The sequence below is a fragment of the Nocardia sp. NPDC051929 genome, from assembly GCF_044548645.1.
Lineage (GTDB): Bacteria > Actinomycetota > Actinomycetes > Mycobacteriales > Mycobacteriaceae > Nocardia > Nocardia sichangensis.
The window spans coordinates 140,442-165,765 of record NZ_JBIUCG010000003.1 but is presented as its reverse complement, the minus strand read 5'-3'; the positions used below and the strand labels follow the sequence as shown (position 1 = coordinate 165,765).

Annotated in this window: 21 protein-coding genes and 1 pseudogene; 12 read left to right on the top strand and 10 right to left on the bottom strand. The window is 69.9% G+C overall.

The features are described 5' to 3' along the window. Positions 1-54 precede the first annotated feature (54 nt). Both ACIHAX_RS05035 and ACIHAX_RS05030 read right to left on the bottom strand, forming a co-directional pair. Entirely contained in the window at positions 55-1,071 is a 1,017-nt protein-coding gene (locus ACIHAX_RS05035) for an Rv2578c family radical SAM protein (protein WP_364425863.1), read from the bottom strand. Between the two features lie 31 nt (positions 1,072-1,102). Then, the gene (locus tag ACIHAX_RS05030) at positions 1,103-2,107 is read right to left on the bottom strand and encodes an NAD-dependent epimerase/dehydratase family protein (protein WP_397275883.1); all 1,005 of its coding nucleotides are present in this window, start codon (positions 2,105-2,107) and stop codon (positions 1,103-1,105) included. 213 nt (positions 2,108-2,320) lie between these two features. Here ACIHAX_RS05030 and ACIHAX_RS05025 point away from each other — a divergent pair, with 213 nt between their 5' ends. Next, positions 2,321-2,650: a type VII secretion target gene (locus ACIHAX_RS05025; protein WP_040867626.1), complete on the top strand. Its 330-nt coding sequence runs from the start codon at positions 2,321-2,323 to the stop codon at positions 2,648-2,650. Further along, complete coding sequence (locus ACIHAX_RS05020) at positions 2,647-4,266, top strand: hypothetical protein (protein ID WP_397275881.1); 1,620 nt, start codon at positions 2,647-2,649, stop codon at positions 4,264-4,266. Before ACIHAX_RS05025 ends, ACIHAX_RS05020 begins: the two co-directional genes overlap by 4 nt. A gap of 72 nt (positions 4,267-4,338) precedes the next feature. Here ACIHAX_RS05020 and ACIHAX_RS05015 read toward each other — a convergent pair whose 3' ends face one another. Together ACIHAX_RS05015 and ACIHAX_RS05010 are read right to left on the bottom strand one after the other, a co-directional pair. After that, complete coding sequence (locus tag ACIHAX_RS05015; RefSeq protein WP_397275879.1) at positions 4,339-4,875, bottom strand: hypothetical protein; 537 nt, start codon at positions 4,873-4,875, stop codon at positions 4,339-4,341. 117 nt (positions 4,876-4,992) lie between these two features. Further along, a complete protein-coding gene (locus ACIHAX_RS05010) occupies positions 4,993-5,916 on the bottom strand; it encodes a neutral zinc metallopeptidase (RefSeq protein ID WP_355070556.1) in 924 nt (307 codons plus the stop codon). A 190-nt stretch (positions 5,917-6,106) separates the two neighbouring features. On the opposite strand from ACIHAX_RS05010, the gene aspS reads away from it, so the two are divergent. Next, positions 6,107-7,900 carry an aspartate--tRNA ligase gene (gene aspS, locus ACIHAX_RS05005; protein WP_364425857.1) on the top strand — a complete coding sequence of 598 codons (1,794 nt, stop codon included), beginning with the start codon at positions 6,107-6,109 and terminating at the stop codon, positions 7,898-7,900. 62 nt (positions 7,901-7,962) lie between these two features. Further along, positions 7,963-8,931: a DUF389 domain-containing protein gene (locus ACIHAX_RS05000; protein WP_397275877.1), complete on the top strand. Its 969-nt coding sequence runs from the start codon at positions 7,963-7,965 to the stop codon at positions 8,929-8,931. 7 nt (positions 8,932-8,938) lie between these two features. Here ACIHAX_RS05000 and ACIHAX_RS04995 read toward each other — a convergent pair whose 3' ends face one another. After that, the gene (locus ACIHAX_RS04995; protein WP_397275875.1) at positions 8,939-9,910 is read right to left on the bottom strand and encodes a hypothetical protein; all 972 of its coding nucleotides are present in this window, start codon (positions 9,908-9,910) and stop codon (positions 8,939-8,941) included. Between the two features lie 190 nt (positions 9,911-10,100). On the opposite strand from ACIHAX_RS04995, the gene ACIHAX_RS04990 reads away from it, so the two are divergent. Then, positions 10,101-11,270: a kinase gene (locus ACIHAX_RS04990; RefSeq protein WP_355070564.1), complete on the top strand. Its 1,170-nt coding sequence runs from the start codon at positions 10,101-10,103 to the stop codon at positions 11,268-11,270. A 52-nt stretch (positions 11,271-11,322) separates the two neighbouring features. Here ACIHAX_RS04990 and ACIHAX_RS04985 read toward each other — a convergent pair whose 3' ends face one another. Beyond that, positions 11,323-12,993 carry an alkaline phosphatase D family protein gene (locus tag ACIHAX_RS04985; protein ID WP_355070566.1) on the bottom strand — a complete coding sequence of 557 codons (1,671 nt, stop codon included), beginning with the start codon at positions 12,991-12,993 and terminating at the stop codon, positions 11,323-11,325. A 123-nt stretch (positions 12,994-13,116) separates the two neighbouring features. On the opposite strand from ACIHAX_RS04985, the gene ACIHAX_RS04980 reads away from it, so the two are divergent. The 7 genes from ACIHAX_RS04980 (at position 13,117) to ACIHAX_RS04950 (ending at position 20,949) form a co-directional block, all read left to right on the top strand. Then, positions 13,117-14,460 carry a replication-associated recombination protein A gene (locus tag ACIHAX_RS04980; protein ID WP_355070568.1) on the top strand — a complete coding sequence of 448 codons (1,344 nt, stop codon included), beginning with the start codon at positions 13,117-13,119 and terminating at the stop codon, positions 14,458-14,460. A gap of 72 nt (positions 14,461-14,532) precedes the next feature. Continuing rightward, entirely contained in the window at positions 14,533-17,202 is a 2,670-nt protein-coding gene (gene alaS / locus ACIHAX_RS04975; protein ID WP_364425850.1) for an alanine--tRNA ligase, read from the top strand. Then, complete coding sequence (gene ruvX, locus ACIHAX_RS04970) at positions 17,202-17,765, top strand: Holliday junction resolvase RuvX (RefSeq protein WP_397275872.1); 564 nt, start codon at positions 17,202-17,204, stop codon at positions 17,763-17,765. The genes alaS and ruvX overlap by 1 nt, the downstream gene beginning before the upstream one ends. Then, positions 17,762-19,264, top strand: a complete 1,503-nt coding sequence (mltG, locus tag ACIHAX_RS04965) for an endolytic transglycosylase MltG (protein WP_356961687.1) — start codon at positions 17,762-17,764, stop codon at positions 19,262-19,264. Before ruvX ends, mltG begins: the two co-directional genes overlap by 4 nt. Next, positions 19,254-20,072, top strand: a complete 819-nt coding sequence (locus ACIHAX_RS04960; RefSeq protein ID WP_379250993.1) for a shikimate dehydrogenase — start codon at positions 19,254-19,256, stop codon at positions 20,070-20,072. Before mltG ends, ACIHAX_RS04960 begins: the two co-directional genes overlap by 11 nt. A 122-nt stretch (positions 20,073-20,194) precedes the next feature. After that, positions 20,195-20,419 carry a hypothetical protein gene (locus ACIHAX_RS04955; RefSeq protein WP_355070580.1) on the top strand — a complete coding sequence of 75 codons (225 nt, stop codon included), beginning with the start codon at positions 20,195-20,197 and terminating at the stop codon, positions 20,417-20,419. Between the two features lie 50 nt (positions 20,420-20,469). Beyond that, a complete protein-coding gene (locus ACIHAX_RS04950; protein ID WP_355070582.1) occupies positions 20,470-20,949 on the top strand; it encodes a B-4DMT family transporter in 480 nt (159 codons plus the stop codon). A 64-nt stretch (positions 20,950-21,013) separates the two neighbouring features. Here the strand turns inward: ACIHAX_RS04950 and aroB are convergent, their stop codons facing one another. The 4 genes and pseudogenes from aroB to ACIHAX_RS04930 form a co-directional block, all read right to left on the bottom strand. Next, positions 21,014-22,135 (bottom strand): 3-dehydroquinate synthase, encoded by a 1,122-nt coding sequence (gene aroB / locus ACIHAX_RS04945; protein ID WP_355070584.1) that lies wholly within the window; start codon positions 22,133-22,135, stop codon positions 21,014-21,016. 365 nt (positions 22,136-22,500) lie between these two features. After that, positions 22,501-23,019: pseudogene (locus tag ACIHAX_RS04940) on the bottom strand (shikimate kinase); the annotation flags it as partial. Continuing rightward, positions 23,016-24,224, bottom strand: coding sequence for a chorismate synthase (gene aroC, locus ACIHAX_RS04935; RefSeq protein ID WP_355071043.1), 1,209 nt, complete (start codon positions 24,222-24,224; stop codon positions 23,016-23,018). The gene aroC and the pseudogene ACIHAX_RS04940, both read right to left, overlap by 4 nt. A 96-nt stretch (positions 24,225-24,320) precedes the next feature. Further along, a complete protein-coding gene (locus ACIHAX_RS04930) occupies positions 24,321-25,202 on the bottom strand; it encodes a universal stress protein (protein ID WP_397275869.1) in 882 nt (293 codons plus the stop codon). Between the last annotated feature and the right edge of the window lie 122 nt (positions 25,203-25,324).

Below are 25,324 nucleotides of genomic sequence, written 5' to 3'. Positions count from 1 at the left end.
ACACGGTGCGCGCCCGTGAAGCGCGCGGACCGGCGAGATTCGGCGGTGCGGGCGTCAGGCGAACAATGCCAGCTGCGCGTCGCTCGCGTGCGCGGTTTCGGCTCGTGTCTCCGGTTCGGGCCGTCCGCGCGCCGTCAAACCGTGCTCCGCCAGCAGCGGAGCGACCCGCGCGCGCAGCCACGCGGAATACTCCGGCGTGACGTAGGCGCCGCGCCGGTACAGCTGGCGGTACCGGCGCAGCAGCGCCGGATGGTGCTCGGCCAGCCAGGACAGGAACCAGCCCCTGGTACTGCCGCGCAGGTGCATGGGGAACGCGACCGCCGATTGAGCACCGGCCTCGGCGATCGCGCCGAAGACCGCGTCGAGGTGGGCGCGTCCGTCGGTGAGGCAGGGGATGACCGGTGCGACCAGCACATTGACGGCGAAGCCCGCGTCGGCGAGCGCGCGAACCAGGTCCAGGCGGGCTCGTGGTGACGGTGTGCCCGGCTCCAGGCTGTGGTGCAGATCCTCGTCCAGTATCGCGATGGACATCGCGATACTCACGGGCACCTCGCGGGCGGCCGAGGTGAGCAACGGCAGGTCCCGTCGCAGCAGGGTGCCTTTGGTGAGGATGGAGAACGGGGTGCCGGATTCGGTCAGCGCGCGAATGATGCCGGGCATCAGGCGATAGCGTCCCTCGGCGCGCTGATAGGGATCGGTGTTGGTGCCCAGCGCGACCGGCTCGCGGCGCCAGGACCGCCTGCCGAGTTCCTTGCGCAGCACCGCGGCGACATTCGTCTTCACCACGATCTGCGAATCGAAGTCCCGGCCCGCGTCCAGATCCAGATATTCGTGCGTGCCGCGCGCGAAACAGTAGCGGCAGGCGTGCGAACAACCCCGCATGGGATTGACGGTCCATCGGAACGGCACGTTCGCGCCCTCGGGCACCCGGTTCAGGGCGCTCTTGCACAGCACCTCGTGGAATGTGATGCCCTCGAACTCCGGCGTCCGTACGGTGCGCACCAGACCGGCCCGGGACAGCCCGGGCAAGGCGCCGTCCTCGGCGTCCAGGGTCTGGCTTTGCCACCGCACCCTCTCAGTCGAACATGTGTTCTAGCAGCTGTCAAGCGATCTGCTTGGTGCCGGGCGATGTCAGCGCGGCCGGGTCGGCGAAGAAGGTGACCAGGTCTCGCACCGTGTCGTCGAGCGGGCGCGGCCGGTAGCCGAGCTCGCGCTCGGCCTTACCGTGGTCGACCACCGGCGCGGAGATCAGCGCGCCCAGCGCCGCCTTGGAGACGATGTCGGAGTTGAACAGCTTGCCGATCGGCGCGAGCACCGGGATGACGCCGGACACGAGCTTGGGGGAGATGGCGAACCTCGGGCCGCGCTTGCCGCCATGGGTCGCGGCGACGCGGCACACTTCGAGCATCGAGATCATCGATCCGCCGAGCAGGTAGTTCTCGCCCGTGCGGCCTTTCTCGCCCGCCAGTACCAGGCCCGCGGCGACGTCGCGCACGTCCACCAGGTCGAATCCGCCGCCGATCATGGCGGGCACGCGCCCGAGGGCCGCGTCCTTGAGCGTCCGGTTGATGCGCGAGAGCGGCTTGCTGTGGTCCAGTGGGCCGAAGACGCCGGTGGGATTGCACAGCACCGCGTCGAGTCCCTGGTCGATCACCTTGCGCAGCGCCACCTCGCCCGCCCATTTCGAGCGGTCGTAGACCGGCAGCGCCGGGTCGGTCGACCGCGGCGCGTTCTCATCGATCCGGCCGCCGCAGCTGTACTGGTCGAACGCGTGGATCGAGCTGGCGTGCACCATCCGGCGCGCGCCGACCGCCAGCGCCGCCTCGGCGACCACGCGCACGCCCTCGGTGTTCACCCGCCAGGCGAGATCGTTCTTCTCGGCCAGGGTGATCACCGCGACCAGGTGGTAGACCACCTCGGCGCCGTCCAGCGCGGCGCGCATCGACGCCGGGTCGAGCACGTCGCCACGCAGCCAGGTGACGCCGGGTGCCGCCGGCTCGGCGGGAACGGCCCGATCGATGGCCGTGACCTGGTGACCGCGCTCGGTGAGGAGGCGGAGCAGATTCGTGCCAAGGTAGCCGGCTGCGCCGGTCACTGCGACCTTCATGGGACAGAGAATATAGAACTTGTTCTAATTTGCAACACGTTCCAGTTCTGCCGGGTTTGCCCGGTGTGCGGCGCGTTCGGGCTCGAAACATGCCGGTCCGGTCCGCTATATTGAGCGCAACCGTAGCGGCCCTTGCCGATTCGGCAGGGAGCAGGCGGATCACCACAACTGCATGACGCTGATCTGTACGACGATTTGGGGGGGGGCATCTCGATGAGTGATCTCTCGGTAGAGACCGAAGCGGTCCGGGCGTTCGCCGCCACGAACGCCGGTATCGCCGGTGATCTCGCGGGGGCGGGCAATTTCGACGCGGTGAAGAACGTTTCGGCGCTCGTCCCGGTGTTCGGCTTGATCGGGGCCGATTACCTGGCGATGTTCGCCGCGGCGCAAGTGTTGCAGGCCAAGGACATCAACGATCTGTCCGCCAAGTACGCCAAGCTCTCGGACTCGGCGTTCAGCGCGGCCGCGGCCTACGACGCGGTCGATTGGTCCAACGCGGGCGCGCTCGGGTCGATCGCGGGCCAGATCGGGGGCGCGGTATGAGACCGCTGGACAGCGGCGTCATCGCGCCGGAAGATCACGCCGTCGCGCACGCGGCCGAACAGAACGTCGCCATCGGCCAGCAGACCGTGCTGGACGCATTGCAGCAGACACCGGCACAGGCGGTGCTCGACCTGCCGCTGCCGCAGTTGCCCGAAGATCTGCCGCCCATCGAGCCGCCCGCATTCGTGCTGTCCCGCAAGATCTCCGAGGATCAGCAGTCGGCCGCCACCGTGCCCGCCGGTCTGCCCGGACTGGGTGGTACACCGAGCGCCGAGGACGGGCACGGGATCGCGCACGATACGTCCGCGCTGCTCGGGGACACGAACGCCGCGGTCGGCCAGATCGGTGCGCCCGCGGTCGAAGCCGCGCTCGATCAGGCGAACGGCGTGCTGAACGGTGCGCTCGCCGCCGCGCCGAGCGCGATCAGCGGCGCGGTGAACCAGGCGGCGGCCGCGGCCGGATCGCTACCTGCCTTGCCCGCCGATCCGGTGGCCGCCCTGCTCCAGGGTGTCGCGGTGCCCGCGCTGCCCGGCGTCGACGTCTTGATGAAGCCGATCCTGGACCTGCTGAGCAGCTTCGGCACCGGCGTCATCGGCGCGTTCGATCCGACCGCGATCCTCAGCCAGTCCTCCAAGGTCATCGAGATGGCCATGCAGGTCGGCAAGGGCAGCATGAGCACGGTCGAGCAGCTGTGGCAGAGCCAGGCCGCGCGCAACGCACAGGCCACGAGCCAGCAGGCGAACGTGCAGGGACAGGAGACCAGCCAGCGGGGCATCGACATCTCCGAGCTCACGCAGCGTGCTGCCACGGTGGTGCAGCAGGGCAACGCGCAACTGCTCGGCATCGCGTCGTCGTTCGCCACCCAGGCGACCGCGCTCGCGCCGGTGATCCTCACTCCGCCCGCCCAGGCGACGCTGATGGCCTCGGCCACCGAACACCTCGGTCAAGCCGTCGGCGTGGTCAACGCCACCCGCGGCGACCTGGCCGGTAAGACCGCCGAGCTCAGCGGCATGGTGCAGCAGCTGGTCGCGCCGGGCGGCGGGCCCGCGCCGCAGGAGGTCGCGCAGGCGCTGGCGGAGAACGTCGGTCAGCCGATCCTGGAGCAGGCGCAGTCGACCGCGTCGGACACCGCGACCAAGGCGGCAGGCCTTGATTCCGCCACGCCGTCGACATCGACGCCCTCGACCACGCCGTCGTCGGTGCACAGCACCTCGCACAGCCCGACCACCAGCCACGGCACGCCGAGCAGCCTGCTCGGCAGCAGCCCCGGCCGTCCCGGGAGCCCGAGCGTGTCGTCGGTGCCCAAAGTCACCGGCCTGCCCGGCGCCACGGTCGCACCGATCCGGCCGGTCGCCGGCGTCCCGGGCACTTCGCTCGGTACCGGCACGCCCGCGAGCACCACACCGGCCGGATCGAGCAGCTTCATGGGCGGCCCCGGCGCCGCGGCGGGGCAGCGCGGCAACGACGAGGAACACTCGCGGACGGTGCAGCCCTACCTGAGCCCCATCGGCAACGACGACCTCACCGGCCCGCTGGGCGAGTCGACGCCGGACGTCATCGGTGCGACGCATTCGGACGAGATCGTCAGCTCGGACTACGAGCAGGACCAGTTCTGACGGACACCGGGTAGGCGACGCGCCGCACCCGGCCCGAGCGGATCAGCGCCGGGCCGGGTGACGTGCAGAGTCTCAGTTGTCCTGTGTGAACGAGTCGATCAGATTCCGGTAGAGGTCGGCGAAGCGTTTACGCGCGGCCTGCTGCTCGGCGCCGAGCCCCTCGGTGGTGTCCGGCGAGTACACCACCAGATGCACGTCGTCCGACGGCGACTGCGGCATGAAGTCGATGATCCGGCTGCTCTGGTCGGTGGCTTTCGGCACGCCGAGGTCCACCGTGGCGAGCGCTTTGGTCTCCGCCAGCGCCGCGTTCAACACATCGGGCGGGATATGGCCGTCGATCCGCTTCGGCGGGGTCTCGGGACGGCGCTCGGCGGCCACCGCATCGGGGCTGCTCACCGCACGGCCGTCGGCGAAGATCTCCAGCTGCGGGCGCAGATCCGTCCGGGCCTGCCAACCGTCCGGAATGGTGGTCAGCGTGAACAGCGCCAGCGGCGCGGCGATCGGCGGTAGCGCACTGGGTCGATCCAGTGCCGGGTCGGCCGTGGCGGCGCCCGAGCCCACCGCGACGATCAGCGTCACAACCAGCAGAACGGCTTTCGTTACTCGCATCGATCCCATCTTCCGGTGCTGTCCGTGTCCGTCTGCGGCACAGACGAACTGCGGTAGATCATGACAGCGCGCCGACCCCTGGCGGGAGTCGGCGCGCTGTATCGATCGGATCCGGCGCTACCGCAGGCCGGACGGGTTGTTCAGGTCCGGAGCCGAGTACGTGTCGCAAGCCCTCACCTGACCGGTCTTGTAGCCGGTGAGGAACCACTTCTGCCGCTGCTCGGACGAACCGTGCGTCCACGCTTCGGGATTCACCCGGCCCTGGGCGGCACGCTGGATGCGGTCGTCGCCTACCGCGGCGGCCGCCGACAGCGCGTCGTTGACATCCTTGTCCGACAACGGTTTCAGGAACGGCTGGTTGCTGCCGGGCGCGGGCTGCTTGTCCGCGAAATGCGCCCAGATGCCCGCGTAGCAGTCGGCCTGCAATTCGGTGCGCACCGCGTCGGAGTCCGCGCCGCGTGGATCGCGCTGGGCGCGGCCGATGTCACCGAGCAGGTTCTGGATGTGATGGCCGATCTCGTGCGCCACGACGTATTCCTGCGCCAGCGGGCCGCCGCTGGAACCGAATCGATCCACCAGTTCCTGGAAGAAACTGGTGTCGAAGTACGCGGTCCGGTCGGCCGGGCAATAGAACGGTCCCACCGCGCTGGTGGCGTTGCCGCATCCGGTCGAGGTGGCTCCGGAGAAGAGCACGACCTTCGGCTGCTGGTAGCGCTTTCCGGCCTGCTTCGGCAGTTCGGCCGACCACACCGCGTCCAGGCTCTGCGCGGTGAGCGCCACCCGGCAGTCGACGTATTTGTTGGCATCCGCCCCGGTCTTGCAATGGCTCGGCGTGCCGGCCGTGCCCGGCTGCGTCTGGCTCTGGTCCTGCGAGCCGGTGAAGTTGCCGAGGATGGATCCGGGGTCGCCGCCCAGTAGCAGCGCCAGCACCAGCACTATGAGCCCGCCCGCGCCGCCGCCGAGCGCGAGCTTGCCGCCCATGCCGGGACCGCCGGACGAAACCCGGTCGGGGTCGATCTGCATGCCCTCGTTGAAGGTCATCGTCGTCGCTTTCTCGCTCGTCCCCGGGGTCACCCAACCCTCGGTCGTCGGCGACCCCGGTTCACACTCCCTCGAATACAGCTTGGCACGGGCGCGTCGATATCGGTTTCCACTCACCGAATGTGTCTCACTACGATGGACTCGCACTTGGTCACACCGCGCCGGTGCCAGAGTCGTCGAAAGGAACCCCGTGCTGCGCACCCACTTGGCTGGTTCGCTGCGAAGCGAGCATGCCGGTCAGACCGTCACTCTCACCGGCTGGGTGGCGCGGCGGCGTGACCACGGTGGGGTGATCTTCATCGATCTGCGCGACGCGTCCGGTGTGGCCCAAGCCGTTTTCCGCGAGGGCGAACCCGCCGAGCAGGCACATCGGCTGCGTGCGGAGTACTGCGTGCGCGTCACCGGCACCGTGGAACCGCGGCCGAGCGGCAACGAGAACCCGGAACTGCCGACCGGCGCCATCGAGGTGAACGTCACCGAGCTCGAGGTGCTGAACGAGAGCGCCCCGCTGCCCTTCCAGCTGGACGAGCAGCCGGGTGAGGAAGCGCGCCTGAAGCACCGCTACCTCGATCTGCGCCGCGAGGGCCCGGCACACGCCATCCGGCTGCGGTCCAAAGTCAACGCGGCGGCCCGCGAGGTGCTCGGCCGCCACGAGTTCGTCGAGGTGGAGACCCCGACGCTGACCCGGTCGACGCCAGAGGGCGCGCGCGACTTCGTGGTGCCAGCCCGCCTGCAGCCGGGCAACTTCTACGCCCTTCCGCAGAGCCCGCAGCTGTTCAAGCAGCTGCTCATGGTCGGCGGCATCGAACGCTACTTCCAGATCGCGCGGTGCTACCGCGACGAGGACTTCCGCGCCGATCGTCAGCCGGAGTTCACCCAGCTCGACATCGAGATGAGCTTCGTGCGCCAGGAGGACGTGATCCTGCTGGCCGAGGAGATCCTGGTCGCGCTGTGGAAGCTGGTCGGCTACGAGATCCAGACCCCGATCCCGCACATGACCTACGCCGAGGCCATGCGCCGGTTCGGTAGCGACAAGCCCGACCTGCGTTTCGGCGTGGAGATCACCGAGTGCACCGACTACTTCAAGGACACCCCGTTCCGGGTGTTCCAGGCGCCTTATGTCGGCGCGGTGGTCATGCCGGGCGGTGCGAGCCAGCCGCGACGCCAGCTCGACGCCTGGCAGGAATGGGCCAAGCAGCGCGGCGCCAAGGGTCTGGCGTACGTGCTGGTGAACGAGGACGGCACACTGGGCGGCCCGGTCGCGAAGAACCTCACCGAGGCCGAGCGCGACGGTTTGGCCAAGCACGTCGGCGCGGTTCCGGGTGACTGCGTGTTCTTCGCCGCGGGCGCAGCGAAGGCGCAGCGCGCGCTGCTCGGCGCGGCGCGGGTGGAGATCGCCCGCAAGGTCGGTCTCATCGATGCGGACGCCTGGTCGTTCGTGTGGATCGTGGACGCGCCGCTGTTCGAGCCGACCGTCGAGGCGACCGCTAGCGGTGACGTGGCGGTGGGCCACTCCGCCTGGACCGCGGTGCACCACGCCTTCACCTCGCCGAAGCCGGAGTCGCTGGACACCTTCGACACCGACCCGGGCTCGGCGCTGGCCTACGCCTACGACATTGTCTGCAACGGCAACGAGATCGGCGGCGGCTCGATTCGTATCCACCGTCGTGACGTGCAGGAACGGGTCTTCGACGTGATGGGCATCAGCCCGGAGGAGGCGCAGGAGCAGTTCGGCTTCCTGCTGGACGCCTTCGCCTTCGGCGCGCCGCCGCACGGCGGCATCGCCTTCGGCTGGGACCGGGTCACCGCACTGCTGGCGGGGGAGGACTCGATCCGCGAGGTCATCGCGTTCCCGAAGACCGGCGGCGGTGTCGACCCGCTGACCGACGCGCCCGCGCCGATCAGCGAGCTGCAGCGCAAAGAGGCGGGTCTGGACGTCAAGCCGGAGCAGAAGAAGGGCGAGCGCGCCGAGACCGCCTCGTAGCGGGCGCTCGCGCGAACGGTACCTTCTGGGCAGTTACGCCTGCCCGACCGCGAGGAAACCCGTTGCTGCACTTGCGCCTGATCAGCCCGCCGGATCTCACCGACGAGGTGCTCGCGGTACTCGCCGCCGATCCCGGGGTCACGCACGTGACCCTGGCCCGCGGTGCCGCGCTGGAGCCGAAGGGCGATCTCGTCCAGGCGGACGTGGCTCGTGAGGCCGCCAACGACGTGCTCGACGACTTGACCGCGCTGGGCGTCTGCCGGTCCGGCGGGATGACGCTCACGCCGGTCGAGACGGTCCTGTCGGAGGCGGGCGAGCGCGCGGTACACGAGGCGCCCGGTGATCCGAGCGACGCGGTGGTGTGGGAGGAACTGCTCGCGCAGACGCATGAGGAGTCGAGCCTCAACGCGACTTTTCTCGCGTTCCTGACGATCGCCTGCCTGCTCGCGGCCGTGGGCGTCGCGACCGATTCGCCGGTGACGATCGTCGGCGCGATGGTCGTCGGCCCGGAGTTCGGTCCGCTCGCCGCGTTCGCGGTCGCGTTGGTGCGCAGGGACTTCGGCCTCGCCCGCCGCTCGGCCCTCGCGCTCGCGGTGGGGTTTCCGGTGGCGATGGTGGTCACGTTGGTGGCCACGGTGGTGTGGGAACAGGTCGGCTGGATCACCATGGACGGGGTGAGCGGCGTCGAGCAGGTCGACTTCATCTATCAGGTGGGCCCGTTCTCCCTGGTCGTCGCGCTATTGGCGGGCGCGGCCGGCATGCTCTCGCTCGTGACGGCGAAGTCGGCCGCGCTGGTCGGCGTGTTCATCTCGGTGACCACCGTGCCCGCGGCCGGATTCGCCGTGGTCGCGGCGACCTTGGGGGAGTGGCGGGTGGCGTTCCTGTCCGCTGGCCAGCTGGCGGTGAACATGGCGGGCATCATCGTGGCCGGGATCATCGTGCTCCAGCTCCGGCCGCGCGCGGGCAGCGAGGCCGGTCCGGTGGAGCGGTTGAAGCGCTGGATCGGCATGCGCGCACCGGCCGAGAAGTGAGCGGGCCTCACCCCGCGGCGACGGTGCCTCCGGTGAGCACTCGGTAGGCATAGGTCACCGCGATCACGGAGACCGGGCCCGCGATCAGCAGGCCGAGACCGCACAGCAGCGTGCCCAGGAACGTGATCACCAGCACGGCCAGCGCGAGCAGCAGCACCTGCACTGCGTTGGCGACCACCAGCGTGAAACTGGACTTCAGCGCCTCGAATGGACCCTGGTCCTGATCGACGACGAAGTGCAACGAGAACATGCACAGCCATCCGGCGATCAGTCCGGGAAGCAAGCAGAGCGCCGCGCCGAGGAAGGTCAGCGTGAATGCCAGCAACGCGGTGAGCAACACGTTGCCCGCGTTCACGAATCGAAAGTATGCGCCGAAAGGCGGTGGGGTGCCGTCGGTTTCGTACAGTGCGCCGCGCACCATCGCCGCCTGCAGCAGCCACACGCCTGCCATGACCGCCAAGAAGATCAGCAGCAGCGGCAGCATCGACGTCGGGTCGGTGAGCTGAACGACCACCACGAACGCCAAGTAGATGACGAGGCCCACCGCGGTCACCCCGAACCACGGCCCCGGATTGGCCCAGAGTCGCGCCCAGCCGTAACTGAGCGCCCGGCCCACGTCCAGTCTGCCGGGACCGGTGGAGACCTGCTGGTAGCCGTAGATCGGCTCCTGCGCGGGCGCGGGGCCGGACGGCGCCCAGCCCGGCCCGGTGCCTTGCGGTCCGTAGCTGGGGTGCCCAGCGCCCACAGGCGGCGGCGGCTCCAGCGGTTCGTTGCCGTAGTGCGCCGCGCCGGGGCCTTCGAACTGCGGATATCCGGCCGGACCCGCCATCTCGTGGCGGGCGTGGCCGGTCCCGGGGCCGGGAGCCTGCGGATTCGGGCTCTCGTGCTGCCCGGGCCTGGCCGCGAAGCGTTCGTCATCGTTCGGCAAGGGAGCGCCGCCACCTGATTGTTTGGGTGCGGAGGGCGGGATCTCGGTCATGCGTAGACCTTTCCACTCAACTGGTTTGCGGTGTGGCGCAGGGCAGTTGACGATGAGAAAACCCGACGGGTGCGGAGGTGTCAAGCGACCTGCGGCCGCCGTCCGGCCATGCCGGAGACACGCCGAGCGACGCGGAAAGGTTGTGTAACCGCTCGCTAGAAGTGACCCCATGCGAGTACTTTGAGAGGCGATGACCGCACTATTGGCCGAACGCGCCGCCGAAGTCGTGTCCGCAGCGCAACAGTTGCTCACAAAGCGAATGGGTGCTCCGGTAAAGCTGAGCGATCCGATCGAACTCAGCGGTAGTGGTAGGACGACGGTCCTACGCGTGCGTGTAGCGGAGAACGCCTTTTCATTGCCGCGAACCCTGATCATCAAGCAGGTCCGCGGCGCGGCGCAGGATCGCCGGACCGGCGGCTTGGCGCCCGGGGTGGCCAGCGTCGATTCCGCGTTCCTCCGCGAGACGGTGTCCTATCAGTTCACCACCGCGTTGAGCCGGGAGCACCGGCCGGGCGCGTACCTGGTCGCGCACAGCCTTCCCGACCGTCTGCTGATCCTCAGTGACCTGGGTGAGAACTCCCTGCTCACCGCCGTGCTCCGCTCCGGGGCCGAGCCCGCGGGCCGCAACGCCCTGATGGCGTTCGCTCAGGCGCTGGGCCGGATGCATGCCGCCACCGTCGGGCGCGAGGCGGACTTCGTCGCGCTGCTGCGCCGAGTGGACGTGGTGCACCGGGTGGACGGCATCGCCCAGCAGGCCGAGTCGGCGATCGCCGAGGTGCCCGGTCTGCTCCAGCGCGAACTGGGTATCGAGGTGCCGGGCGAGATCGCCGAGCGCATCGTGCGCGGCAACCGGCTGTACTCCGCGGGCCGTTTCCGCGCGTTCAGCCCGTCGGACCTCTGCCCGGACAATGTGATCTTGAACGAGGAGGGTGCTCGCTTCCTCGACTACGAGTGGGGCGGGTTCCGCGACGCCACCTTGGACATCGCCTACGCGCTGGTGTCCTTCCCCGGCTGCCTGTGCGATGTCGAGCTCTCGCGTGAGCGCGCGCGGCAGATGGTCGAGGCCTGGCGCGCGGAGGTCGTGGGCGTGTGGCCCGCGCTGGCCGATGACGACCAGCTGGCCGAACGCATCCTGGAAGCTCGGCTGATCTGGGTCTGGCTGTCCACTTACTGGTTCCTGCCCGCCGATCACACCCGTATCGCGGCTGCCAGGGAGCACGGGCTGTCGGTGCCGCGCTCGGCGGCGCTGATCAACCGCTGGGCCGCGCTCGCCGAAGACGCGCGGTGCACGGGTGACGACATCGTGGGAGATTTCGCCGAGGACGTATCGGCGATGCTGGAAGAACGCTGGGGCGAGTAGGCCGCGCACCCGGGGGCTGCTGCCTCCGGAGACGGCGCGCGGCCGCCCCGCGCTAGCCGAGCGGGACCTGCCGCGGCTCGATCCGTCCCCCGCTGCGCACCGCGAACGAAGCGCCGTAGCGTACATCGGAATTCGGGTCCGCCACATCCAGCAGGTAGTACCAGTCCATCTGCGCGTGGTCGGGGGTGATCTCCAGCACGCCGTAGCCGTGCGAGTCCAACTCCACATAACGCAGATGGCGGTTGACCGTCTTGATCGCTTCGGCGATCGGAGCGGAATTCGTGTGGACCATGTCGCCGATGCTGGTCGAGGTCACCGACGGCACCACGAACTCGGCGCCCGCCGTCACGCCGCCCGGGTAGCTCGCCACGTCCACGGGGAGATCGGCGGCCCACGAGGAGTGGATGTCCCCGGTCAGGAACAGCACGTCGGAAATTTGCTGATCGATGATGGCGCGGAACAGCCTGGTGCGGTCGGCGGTGTAGCCGTCCCACTGGTCGCCGTTCAGCGACGGACCGGACTGCGGGACGCCCATGGTGCTGGTGATCGCCGCCGTGGTGGCGGGCTCGAGCGGCGGGAAGACCAGCGGGGCGATCATGACCGAGTTGCCGACCAGCTTCCACCGCACCGGCGCGGAGGCCAACCCTGCGGTCAGCCATTCCATCTGCGCCTTGCCGGTGATGGTGCGCGCCGGGTCGTCGGCCTCGCGCCAGTTCGCGCCCGGCTTCGCCTCCTGGTCGCGGTAGCTGCGCAGATCGAGCATGGTGAGCTCGGCCAGGGTGCCGAAGCGCAGCCTGCGGTAGATCCGCACGTCGGCGCCGGAGCCGGACGCCCGGACCGGCATCCACTCCAGATAGGCCTGCGCGGAGGCGGCGCGCCGGTCGGCCCAGCTGCCCTCGGTGGCGGGATCGTGATTGTTCGCGCCGCCGGACCAGGAGTTGTCCGCGGATTCGTGGTCGTCCCAGGTGCAGATGAACGGCAAGGTGGCGTGCAGGCCGAGCAGATCCGGGTCGGTCTTGTACTGGGCGTGGCGGATGCGGTAGTCCGTCAAGCTGACGGTCTCGTTGGCCGGATCGTGCGGGCGTACGGCGCCGTTGCGGCCTCCGTACTTGCCGCGGCCGTACTCGTAGATGTAGTCGCCCAAGTGCACGATCGCGTCCAGGTCGGTGCGGGCGGTCAGGTGACGGTAGGCGCCGAAGTAGCCCGCCTCCCAGTTCGAGCACGACACCACGCCGAACCGAAGGCGATCCGGTGTGTCCGCCGTGGCGGGCGCGGTCTTGGTGCGGCCCACCGGAGAGGTCTGGCCCAGGGCGGTGAATCGATAGAAGTACTCGACACCGGGAGCCAGGCCGGAAACGTCGACCTTGACCGTATGGTCGGAGTCAGCCGAGGTCGTCACGGCGCCGGACGCGGCGACCGAGGCGAACCGCTCGTCCGCCGCGATCTCCCACCGCACGGTCGCCGGGTCGCCCAGGCCCGAGCCGGGCGTCGCGTCGTCGGAGACGGTCACGCGGGTCCAGACGATCACGCCGTCGGCAAGCGGGTCCCCCGAGGCCACGCCGTGCCGGAACACCGGTGTCGCGGCTTCCGCGTCACCGCCGCCCAGCACCGCGGTGGCGGTGGCGGCGGCCGCGCTGCCCTTGAAAAGAGTGCGCCGAGCGAAGCGCGCGGTGGACGAGGGATCTGAAACGGATACGTTTTCAGGCACGGGTACCGATCCCATCCGAAGTACCGGCGACACGCAACTCCGTCTGTCGCCGCGCCGGTCGAGACCGCGCGGCCGCACCGGAGACGCATCCGGGAACGGCATGTCGTGCTGTCGGTGCGCCTCGGTAACGTTCTTGTCGTGAGCGATGGTTTGTTCGACGTGCCCGGAGCCGCGGTGCCTCCGGAGCATTCGATCGACACCGTGGTGCGCCGGGACGCGGGTGCGCCGCTGGCCGTGCGCATGCGCCCGGCCACGCTGGAGGAAGTGGTCGGACAGCAACATCTGCTCGGTCCCGGTTCGCCGCTGCGCAGGCTGATCGAGGGTTCGGGCGCCGCGTCGGTATTGCTGTACGGCCCGCCCGGCACCGGCAAGACCACGCTCGCCTCGCTCCTGTCCCAGGCCACCGGCCGCCGGTTCGAAGCGTTGTCGGCGCTCTCGGCCGGGGTCAAAGAGGTGCGCGCGGTCATCGATGTGGCGCGGCGCAGGTTGGCTACGGGCGAGCAGACCGTGCTGTTCATCGACGAGGTCCACCGCTTCTCCAAGACCCAGCAGGACGCCCTGCTCGCCGCGGTGGAGAACCGCATCGTCCTGCTCGTCGGCGCGACGACCGAGAACCCGTCGTTCTCGGTGGTGTCGCCGCTGCTGTCGCGCTCACTGGTGCTGCAACTGCGGTCGCTCACGGAAACCGACATCCGCGAGGTGCTCGCCCGCGCGATCACCGATCCACGCGGGCTCGACGGCGCGTATACGGTGACCGAGGCCGCGCTCGACCACATCGTCCGGATCGCGGGCGGTGACGCCCGCCGCGCGTTGACCGCTCTGGAAGCGTCGGCGGAGTCCTCGCTCGACGGCACCGTCGACGTGGACCTGGTCGAAGCCAGCGTGGACAAGGCCGCCGTCCGGTACGACCGCGCCGGCGACCAGCACTACGACGTGATCAGCGCGTTCATCAAGTCCATCCGCGGTTCGGACGTCGACGCCGCGCTGCACTACCTGGCGCGCATGCTGAGCGCGGGGGAGGACCCGCGCTTCATCGCCCGGCGGCTGATGATCCACGCGAGCGAGGACATCGGCATGGCCGACCCGATGGCGTTGCAGACGGCGACCGCCGCCGCGCAGGTCGTGCAGCTGGTCGGTCTGCCAGAAGGACGCCTCGCGCTCGCCCAAGCCACCATCCACCTGGCCACGGCCCCGAAGTCCGGCGCCGTCGTGGCCGCGATCGGCGCCGCCATGGCCGACGTCGCGGCGGGCAAGGCGGGCCCGGTTCCGCCCCACCTGCGCGACGGTCACTACCCCGGCGCGGCGGCGCTCGGCAACGCGCAGGGCTACAAGTACCCGCACGACGACAAGGACGGCGTGCTCGGCCAGCAGTACCCGCCCGACGAGCTGGTCGGCGTCGACTACTACCACCCCACCGACCACGGCCACGAACGCGAGATCGGCCCCAGGGTCGACAAGCTGCGCCGCATCGTCCGAGGCTGACCGCCGCCGGGACGCACCAGGCTCCCGAGTCGATGAATATTCGCGTGCGCGGCACCGGTAGGCTGGGTATTCGTGCAGACCCACGAGATTCGACGGCGTTTCCTGGACCATTTCCTCCGTGCCGGCCATACCGAGGTGCCGAGTGCCTCGCTGATCCTGGCCGACCCGAACCTGCTGTTCGTCAACGCGGGCATGGTCCAGTTCAAGCCGTACTTCCTGGGTCAGGAGGCGCCGCCCTATCCGCGGGCGACCAGCGTGCAGAAATGCGTGCGAACCGGCGATATCGAAGAGGTCGGCGTCACCACGCGGCACAACACCTTCTTCCAGATGGCGGGCAACTTCTCCTTCGGTGATTACTTCAAGGAGGGGGCGATCACCCTCGCCTGGGAGCTGATCTCCAAGCCGCAGGACGACGGCGGTTACGGGTTCGATCCCGAGCGGATCTGGGTGACCGTGTACCAGGACGACCCGGAGGCCGCCGAGATCTGGAAGCGGGTCGCGGGGATCCCCGAGGAGCGCATCCAGTTCCGCGACGGCAAGGACAACTACTGGGACATGGGCGTGCCCGGCCCCGGCGGACCCTGCTCGGAGATCTACTACGACCGCGGCCCCGAGTACGGCCGCGACGGCGGGCCGGTCGCCGACGAGGACCGCTACCTCGAGATCTGGAACCTCGTGTTCATGCAGGACATCCGCGGTGAGTTGAGCCCCAAACTCGGGCACTCGCCGGTCGGGTCGCTGCCGAAGAAGAACATCGACACCGGCATGGGGGTCGAGCGCATCGCGCTGCTGCTGCAGGGCGTGGACAACGTCTACGAGACCGACCTGCTGCGCCCGATCATCGACAAGGCCGAGGAACTGACCGGACGCTCCTACGGCGTCCAGCACGAGGACGACGTCCGCTTCCGCGTGATCGCCGACCATGCTCGCACCGCCGCCATGCTGATCGCCGACGGCGTGAACCCGGGCAACGACGGCCGCGGGTACGTGCTGCGCCGCCTGCTGCGCCGCATCGTGCGCTCGGCCCGCCTGCTCGGCGCCGAGAAGCCGGTGATGAGCGAGTTCATGAAGGTCGTCAGCGACCTGATGGCCCCGTCCTACCCGGAGCTGGCCACCGACTTCCGCCGCATCGAGACCGTCGCGGTCGGCGAGGAGACGGCGTTCCTGAAGACGCTGAACACGGGCTCCACCCTGTTCGACAACACCGCCGCCGCGGTGAAGGCCCACGGCGGCAGCACGATCGCCGGGTCCGACGCGTTCACCCTGCACGACACCTACGGCTTCCCGATCGATCTGACGCTGGAGATGGCCGCGGAGGCCGGGCTGTCGGTCGACGAAGAGGGCTTCCGCTCGCTCATGTCCGAGCAGCGTCAGCGGGCCAAGGAGGACGCGCAGGCGCGCAAGCACGCCCACGCCGACCTCACGATCTACAAGGAACTGGTCGACCGCGGCGCCACCGAGTTCACCGGCTTCGACGAGCTCACCTCCGAGGCCACCGTGCTCGCCCTGATCGCCGACGGCGTGCGGGTGCCGACGGCGACCGTGGGGCAGGACGTCGAGGTCATCCTGGACCGCAGCCCGCTCTACGCCGAGGCGGGCGGCCAGATCGCCGACCGCGGCTCCATCACCGCCTCGTCGGGATTGAAGCTGCGCGTGAACGACGTGCAGAAGATCGCCAAGAAGCTGTGGGTGCACAAGACCACGGTGGAGCACGGCCAGATCACCGAGGGCGACGTCGTGCTGGCGCAGGCCGACCCGTCCTGGCGGCGGGGTGCCACGCAGGGCCATTCCGGTACGCACATGGTGCATGCCGCCCTCCGGCAGGTGCTCGGCCCGAACGCCGTGCAGGCCGGTTCGCTGAACAAGCCGGGCTACCTGCGTTTCGACTTCAACTGGCAGGGCCAGCTGTCCGAGCAGCAGAAAGCCGACATCGAGGCCGTCTCCAACGACGCGGTCGGCGCCGACTTCCCGGTGAACACCTTCGTCACCGATCTGCCGAAGGCCAAGCAGATGGGCGCGCTGGCCTTGTTCGGCGAGAACTACGGCAACGAAGTGCGCGTGGTGGAGATCGGCGGCCCGTTCTCGATGGAGCTGTGCGGTGGCACGCACGTACAGCATTCCTCGCAGATCGGCCCGATCACGGTGCTCGGCGAGTCGTCGGTCGGCTCCGGCGTGCGTCGCGTGGAGGCGTTCGTCGGCTTGGATTCCTACGCGTACCTGGCCAAGGAGCGCGCGCTGCTGGCCGGTGTCGCCTCCGCGCTCAAGGTGCCCTCCGACGAGGTGCCCGCTCGCGTCGAGCAGCTGGTGGAGCGGCTCAAGGTGGCCGAGAAGGAGCTCGAGCGCACGAAGATGGCCGCCGTGCTGTCCTCGGCGGGCGAGTTCGTCGAGAAGGCCGAGCGGATCGGCCGGCTGCTGCTGGTCGCCGTGGCCGCGCCGGAGGGCGTGTCCGCGGGCGATCTGCGCACGCTGGCCACCGACATCCGCGGCCGGTTCGGCAGCGAGCCCGCCGTGGTGGTACTGCTCGGCAACGCCGACGGCAAGGTGCCGTTCGTGGTCGCGGTGAACAAGCCCGCTCAGGAGCTCGGCATCAAGGCGGGCGATCTGGTCGGTAGCTTCGGCCCGAGTATCGCGGGACGAGGCGGCGGCAAGCCGGAGATGGCGCAGGGCGCGGGCTCGGACCCGTCCGGCATTCCGGCCGGCCTGACCGCGGTCCGCGCGCGGGTGGCCGAACTCGCCGGGTGATGGGCGGCCCAGCGGAACCGGAGCGGTCGGCGCCCCGCGGCGCCGACCGGCCGCATCCGGCCACCGACCCCGGTCGGGGCAGGCGGATCGGGGTCGACGTCGGCAGTGTCCGGATCGGGGTCGCCGCGAGCGATCCCGACGGCATCCTCGCCACCCCGGTGGAGACCGTGCCGCGCGCGAAACCGTCCCGGCGATCGGCTGCCGCACCCGATATCGAAAGAATTGCCGAAATTGTGCGGGAGTACGAGGCAGTCGAGGTAATCGTCGGATTGCCGCGAACATTACGCGGGGAGAAAGGCACTGCGGCTACGCTGGCCAGCGCATTCGCTGAGCGATTGCGGGCTGCTGTCGGGCCGGTGCCGGTCCGGCTTTCCGACGAACGTTTGACTACGGTGTCAGCTGCACGTGCATTGCGGGACAGTGGAGTTCGCGCGCGTGGCCAGCGGCAGGTGATCGATCAGGCGGCGGCCGTGTCGATCCTGCAAGGATGGTTGGACGAACGGAGTGCGGTGTTGAGGTCGGTGGAAGCGGGACGTCCTGCGTCGTCCGGGGACGATGCATGACGGATCGGTGGGCGCGGGCCGAGGAACTGTTCCGACAGCGCGAAGCTGATCGGCGTTACCGGAGAGACGACCGGGCCTGGGGCGAGTACGACGGCGACCGGTACGACGACTACGACGACGACACGACCGTCATCCCCCGCTACGTCGACGACGAGGAAGAGCCGGAGCCCGCGCCGCCGCCACCGGCCCCACGGCGTGGCGGACAGCGCCCCAGGACGACGCGTGTCGAGGAGCCGCGCCGCTCGAAGCGCGCGGAGTCGAAACGTGCCCGGCCCGAGCGCTCCGGCCGCTCGCAGCGCGGCAAGCGATCCAGGGTCGCCTCTCGCAAAGCCGCCGAGCGCAAGAAGCGCCGCCGCAACCTATGGTTCGTCGCGGGTGTCTTCATCCTTCTCTTCGCCGGCGCCGTGATCTTCGCCGGGATGAAGCTGGTCGCCAGTATGGCTCCGCCGAAAGACTTCGCGGGACCAGGGGGACCGCTGGTGGTGGTGCAGGTGCATCCGGGCGACACCTCCCAGCAGATCGCGTCGACGATGGTCGAGCGCGGCGTCGTGGCGAGCTCGGGCGCGTTCTTCCAAGCGGCCGTGCGCAATTCGAACATGAACACGGTGCAGCCCGGCTTCTACGCGATCCCCAGCCAGAGCCCCGCCGCCGAGGCGGTGTCGGCGCTGGTGAGCAAGTCCTCGCGGGTCGGCAATCTGGTCGTCTCCGAGGGACGGCTGCTGCACGACCAACACGACATGAGCACCGGCGGGCGGTACGACGGCATCTACCGCAAGATCGCGGAGGCCAGCTGCATCGGCACGGGCACCAATCAGAAGTGCGTGAGCTACGAACAGCTCGATGCCGCGGGCGCGAGCCTGGACCTGGCCGCGCTCGGAGTGCCGGCATGGGCGATCCAGGGTGTCAAGGACTGCCCGGACCGGACACGGCAGCTGGAGGGCCTGATCGCCGCGGGCACATGGGATTTCGATCCGAGCGGGACGCCTGCGGAGATCCTGCGGCAATTGGTGACCGCGAGTGCCAAGAGCTATGAGTCCACCGGACTGCTGCAGTCCGGCGCCGACACGAAACTGACGCCGTACCAGACGCTGGTCGCCGCCTCGCTGGTGGAACGCGAGGCGAAGCCCCAGGACATGGGCAAGGTGGCACGGGTGATCGTGAACCGGCTGCGGGTCGATCAGATGCTGCAGTTCGACTCGACGGTGAACTACACCCTGGATCGCACCGAGGTGGCGACCACCGACGCCGACCGCGCCCAGGAAACCGCCTGGAACACCTATGCGATGCGTGGCCTGCCCAAGACTCCGATCGCCGCGCCGTCGTTGAACGCTCTGCGTGCCATGGAGAATCCGGAGCAGGGGCCGTGGCTGTACTTCGTCACCGTCGACAAGCAGGGCACCACCCTGTTCACCGACGACTATCAGGAGCATCTGCGCCTGATCGCACGGGCGCAGCGCAGCGGCATCCTCGACAGTTCCAAGGACAGCGGTGGCCGGTAATCGCAAGGCGGCGGTGCTCGGGAAGCCGATCGCGCACTCGCGATCGCCACAGCTGCACTTGGCCGCGTACCGCGCGCTCGGATTGGATTGGAGCTACGAGCGCATCGAATGCTCGGCGGAGCAGCTGCCCGGGCTGGTCGACGGGCTCGGGCCGGAATGGGTCGGGCTTTCGGTGACCATGCCCGGCAAGGAAGCGGCACTGGCCTACGCCGATGAGCGCACCGACCGGGCCGTGTTGGTCGGATCGGCCAACACCTTGGTCCGCCGCGACGCGGGCTGGCTGGCCGACTGCACCGACGTGGACGGTGTGCTCGGAGCGCTCCGCGGCGGTGGTGTCACCGACCTGACCGAGGGCGTGGTGCTGGGGGCGGGCGGCACCGCGCGGCCCGCCCTGCTGGCGTTGTCGGAGCTGGGCGCGAAGTCGGTGACCGTGGTCGCCCGGGACGCCGGGCGGGCGCGCGGCGCGCTGGAACTCGCCGAGCGGCTGGGGATGATCGCGTCGCTGGCCGGTTTCGATGCCGGGGCGCTGCGTACGATCTGCGCGGCCGCGGGAGCCGTGGTGAGCACCATTCCCGCCACGGCGGCGGCGGTGGTCGCCCCCGCGGTAGCCGAGGCGCCGGTGGTGCTCGACGCGATCTACAACCCCTGGCCCACCCCGCTCGCCGAGGCGGTGGCCCGGTCCGGGCACACGGTGGTCAGTGGTCTGCAGATGCTGCTGAACCAGGCGTATGGGCAGGTCGAGCTGTTCACCGGGCAGGCAGCGCCGCGCGCGGAGATGGCGGCGGCGCTGGACGAGGGGCGTCGATAGCCTTCTCACCAGCGGTGCGTCTCTGCTCTTTCCGCTGTCGTGATCGCCGGTTATGCTGTCCTCCAACGCGTTTCAACGGGAGGGGTAGCGTTGTGTTGATTCGACTCGGAGTCACCGTCGCGATGGGGATCGCGGCATCCGCGTTCGTCTTCGCCGGACAGTCGGCGGCGAAAGCCGATGGCTGCGCATCGGCGCAGCCGACTTGGGGGTTCCAGTGCGTGGCCGCGGCGTCGAACGTCGCGCTGGCGAACTGCATGAAAGAGGCGCCGCTGTGGCACAAAGACGGGAAGTGCATTCAGCGGAACGACGGTAGCGGTAGGTACGACCTCTGGATTCCATCCAACTGAGACACGCAGGGCCGTAGTCGCTGCCGAGAAACACGGCTATGGTGTTTCGCATGAATGCTTGGTTGTTGCGGGCCGTCGTGCTCGGCGCGCTGGTGGTGGCGTTGCGTGCCGGGCTCGGGTTCGCGATGGTGTACTGGCCGACACACGGGGCACTGATGCGCATCCTGTGCCTGGTCGTGCTGGTCGCGGCCATCGCGGCCTGGGGTGTGCTGGACGGTCGCAGGGACCGCGTCGAGAGCGGGGACGCCGAACGCGGCGCCGATCTGACCATGATGTGGCTGAAGGCCGCCGTTGTGGGTGGTGTCGGCAGCGGCCTGGCGTCCTGGATCCTGGACTGGGCTCCCCGGTTCGATCTCGGTGACAACGGCCTGCTGTTCGAACTCACGGCGGGCGCGGCGTTCATCATCCTGCTGATCTTCGTGCCCGCGCTGATCGGTGTCGGCGTCGGCCGGATGCTGGCCGAGCGGCAGAACGGCAAGGGGCGCTCCACCCCGCCGTCGCTGTACTCCGCCGCGGGCAGCGCGATCTGATTCCACGAGAAAACGGCGCGCCCGCAGCGGGCGCGCCGTTTTCGTCTCTCGCGGCCGCCGCGGGCTAGAGCAGCACCGCGCCGCCGCTCGGACTGTCCTCCCGCGCGATCGCCGAGTAAGCGGCGGCCAGCAGGGCGGGATCGGGTCCTTCCAAGCGTCCGGGTTTGGCCAGGCCGTCGAGCACGACGAAGCGCAGCACGCCGGAGCGGGTCTTCTTGTCCGTCTGCATGGCGTCCAGCAGCTGAGGCAGCGCGTCGGCGTCGTAGCTGGTCGGCAGGCCGACGGCGGACAGGATCGCGCGATGACGGTCGGCGGTGGCGTCATCGAGACGACCCGCGAGACGACCGAGCTCGGCGGCGAACACCAGTCCGACGGAGACCGCGGCGCCGTGCCGCCACCGGTAACGCTCCCGCCGTTCGATCGCGTGCCCCAGGGTGTGACCGTAGTTCAGGATCTCGCGGAGGCTGGATTCCTTCAGATCGGCGGCGACGACGTCGGCTTTCACCTGGATCGCGCGACGGATCAGCTCTGGCAGCACCTCGCCGGACGGGTCGAGGGCGGCCTCCGGGTCGCGCTCCACCAGCTCCAGGATTACCGGGTCGGCGATGAAACCGGCTTTGATGATCTCCGCCATGCCCGCGACGATCTCGTTGCGCGGCACCGTCTCCAGGGTGGCCAGGTCGACCAGCACGGCGGCCGGCTCGTGGAAGCAGCCGACGAGATTCTTGCCCGCCTCGGTGTTGATGCCGGTCTTGCCGCCGACCGCCGCATCGACCATCGCCAGCAGCGTGGTCGGCACGTGCACGATCCGCACCCCGCGCATCCAGGTGGCGGCGACGAAACCGGCCAGATCGGTCGCCGCGCCGCCGCCGAGGCTGACCACGACGTCGTTGCGGGTCAGGCCGATACGCCCCAGCACCTCCCAGCAGAAGCCGGCGACCGCGAGTTCCTTGCCCGCCTCGGCGTCCGGGATCTCGATCCGGTGCGCGTCGATACCGGTGTCGGCCAGCGCCTTTCGCACCACTTCGGCGGTCTCGGTGAGCGGCGGCTGATGGAAGACGGCCACGGTGCGCACACCTTTGGTCGCGCTGTGGACGGACTCGACGAGTTCGCCGAGCAACCCGCGGCCGATGATCACCTGGTACGGGTCGGCGGTCCGGACTTCGAGACGACTCGGCTCTGTCACGTGGCTTGCTCCGATTCTGTTGTTGCTGTTGTCGACTGCTGCCGCGCCCGGGAGCGGGCGCGGCGTGCGCGGGCGCGCCGGGATCGGCTGCCCGCCGCCGTCTCCCCGTTGCCCGCCCCGCCCTCGGCGTCGGGTTCGCTCGTGACGCTCCTGCGGCTGCGCCGGGAGCGCACCGTGGCGGTAACCGCCGCTTCCGCCGCGGCGCCGGTCGCGGTGTCGGTGGTCTCGGACTGATCGGCGGTCTTGCGCCGCGCCGCCGCTCTTGCTCTCGCACGTCGGCGGGCCCGGGATCGGCTGCTGCCCTGCGGGATTCCGCTCGGCGGTGGCCGGAGATCCGTTTCGGCCGGTTCGACCGGCTCCATACCGAGCTTGGTCATGATCATCCGCACCACGCGGCCGGGACTGCGGCCGTCGGTACGAACCCGGACGGTCGCCACTTCCCGGTACAGCGGCCGACGGGTACGCATCAGTTCCCGGTACTTCGCGCCGGGGTCGGCGCCGTTGAGCAGCGGCCGCTGCGTGCTCGCGCCGGTGCGCCGAAGACCCTCCGCGATACTGATCTCCAGGTAGACGACGGTGCGGCCGCGCAGGAGTGCCCTGGTGTGCTCGGACAGCACGGCACCGCCGCCGAGCGAGACCACACCGCGTTCGGCGAGGACGGCGCGGCGCACCACCCGCTCCTCGATCCTGCGGAATTCGGGCTCACCGTCTTCGGCGAATATCTCCGGGATCGTGCGACCGGTCTCCCGCTCGATGCCGGCATCGGTGTCGTACAGCTCGACGCCGAGTTCCCTGGCGAGCTTGCGGCCGATCGTGGATTTCCCCGCCCCCGGCGGTCCGACCAGCACCACGCGCGGGGCGCGCGGATCGGTCTGCACGATCATTGCGACCGACTGTCCGCGGGCACGTGCGGGCGAGTGCTGATGCGCTTGACGTAGCTGGTGATGTTCTCGACGGTCTCGGTGAGCGAGTCGCCGCCGAACTTCTCCAGCGCGGCCTGCGCGACGACCAGCGCCACCATGGATTCGGCGACCACGCCCGCGGCGGGCACGGCGCAGACGTCCGAGCGCTGATGGATGGCGACGGCCTCGTCGCCGGTGGTCATGTCGACGGTGGACAGCGCGCGCGGCACCGTGGAGATCGGCTTCATGGCCGCGCGCACGCGCAGCGCCTCGCCGTTGGTCATGCCGCCTTCCAGTCCGCCGGCGCGGTTGGTGGAACGCAGCACGCCGTCGGGGCCGGGGCGCATCTCGTCGTGCGCCTGGCTGCCGCGGCGGCGCGCGGTCTCGAAACCGTCGCCGACCTCGACGCCCTTGATGGCCTGGATGCCCATCAGCGCGGCGGCGAGCCGCGCGTCCAGCCGGTTCTCGCCGCTGGTGAACGAGCCGAGGCCGACCGGAAGTCCCGCCACGACCACCTCGACAACGCCACCGAGGGTGTCGCCGTCCTTCTTGGCGGCCTCGATCTCCGCGATCATCGCGGCTTCGGCGTCCTTGTCGAAGGCACGCACCGGGCTCTCGTCCACCGCGGCGAGATCGGCGGCGCTCGGCACGAGGCCGGAAGTGTTCTGCGCCGCGCCGATCGACACGACGTGCGAGACGACCTCCGCGCCGAACGCCTGGCGCAGGAAATTGCGCGCGACGGTGCCCGCCGCGACGCGCGCGGCGGTCTCCCTGGCGCTGGCGCGCTCGAGCACGTTACGGGCGTCGTCGAAGTTGTACTTGAGCATGCCGGAGTAGTCGGCGTGCCCGGGCCTGGGCCTGGTCAAGGGTGCGTTGCGGGCCAGGTCGGCGAGTTCGGCCGGATCGACCGGATCGGCGGACATCACCGTGGTCCACTTCGGCCACTCGGAGTTGGCCACCTCGATGGCCACCGGGCCGCCCATGGTGCGCCCGTGCCGCACGCCGCCGATGACGGTGACCTTGTCGGCCTCGAACTTCATCCGGGCGCCGCGACCGTAGCCGAGCCTGCGACGGGCCAGCTGCGCGGAGATCTCGTCGGACGTGACCTCGACGCCTGCCACCATCCCCTCCAGGAGGGCGACGAGAGCGGGACCATGGGATTCTCCGGCAGTTATCCAACGCAGCACATTGTTCATCTTCCCATGTCGACGCCCGTGCTCCGGAACGTGGCCCGCCGTGACGAACCGCACGCCGGGGAGCCCGGGTACCGCGGGCCGAGGCGCTCAGCGGGCTATGACAATGGGGCGGTCCACCGAGCGGAGCAGCGCGTCACCGACCGAGCCGAACAGCAGTCGCCGCAAAGTTCCTCGGCCGCGGTTGCCCACCACCAGCAGCTGTCCGTCGCGGGAGCGTTCGAGCAACCCTCGCTCCGGACGGTCGCGGACGACCTCGCGTCGGATAGTCAGCTCCGGGTACCGCTCCTGCCAGCCGGCCAAGCTGGTCGCGAGCAACGCCTCTTCGGTCCGGCGCAGGGCGGCCCAGTCGGTGCCGATCGCGGCCAGCGGCTCGACCTCACCCCAGGTGTGCACGGCCACCAGTTCGACCCCGCGGAGCGACGCCTCGGTCGCGGCGACCCCGATGGCGGCCTGCTCGGCGGTGGAGCCGTCCACACCGACGATCACCGGGTTGGTGGTCGCCCGGTCCCACAGCGGCGTCTCGGCGGGCACCACCGCCACGGGGCATTCGGCGTCCCTGGAGACGGCGGTGCTGACCGAGCCGAGGAGGACACGCTGGACGCGGCCGATCCCGCGGGTGCCGACCACGAGCATCGCCGCGCTCCGGGAGCGTTCGATGAGGGCGGTGGCGATGTGCGCCGTGCGGATCTCGGTGCCGATGGTGATGTCGCGCACGGTGTGCGCGGCCGCCACGGCGGCGTCCGCCGCGCGCTCGATCGCCTCGTCCGCCTCGCGCACCCGCAGCAGCGCCGCCGGACGCGGGGGATCGTCGTCGTCGGAGCCGAGCGAGGACTCCACGACGAGCGAGATGTGCAGCGGAGCGTCGTGCAGCGCGGCGGTCTGCGCCGCCCAGCGGACCGCGACGATCGATTGCTCCGAACCGTCGGTTCCCACGACGATCGGTCCCCGCGACGGATGCCTCGGATTCACTGGGCGGCTCCTTCTCGACGCTGCTTCCGCGGTACTGGCGCACTCGAGGGGCGACTTCTCCAAGGCGCCGCATCTCGAGCGCTGACGTGGCGGCGGGTCGGAAAGTCGTTGCCCGCGATTGA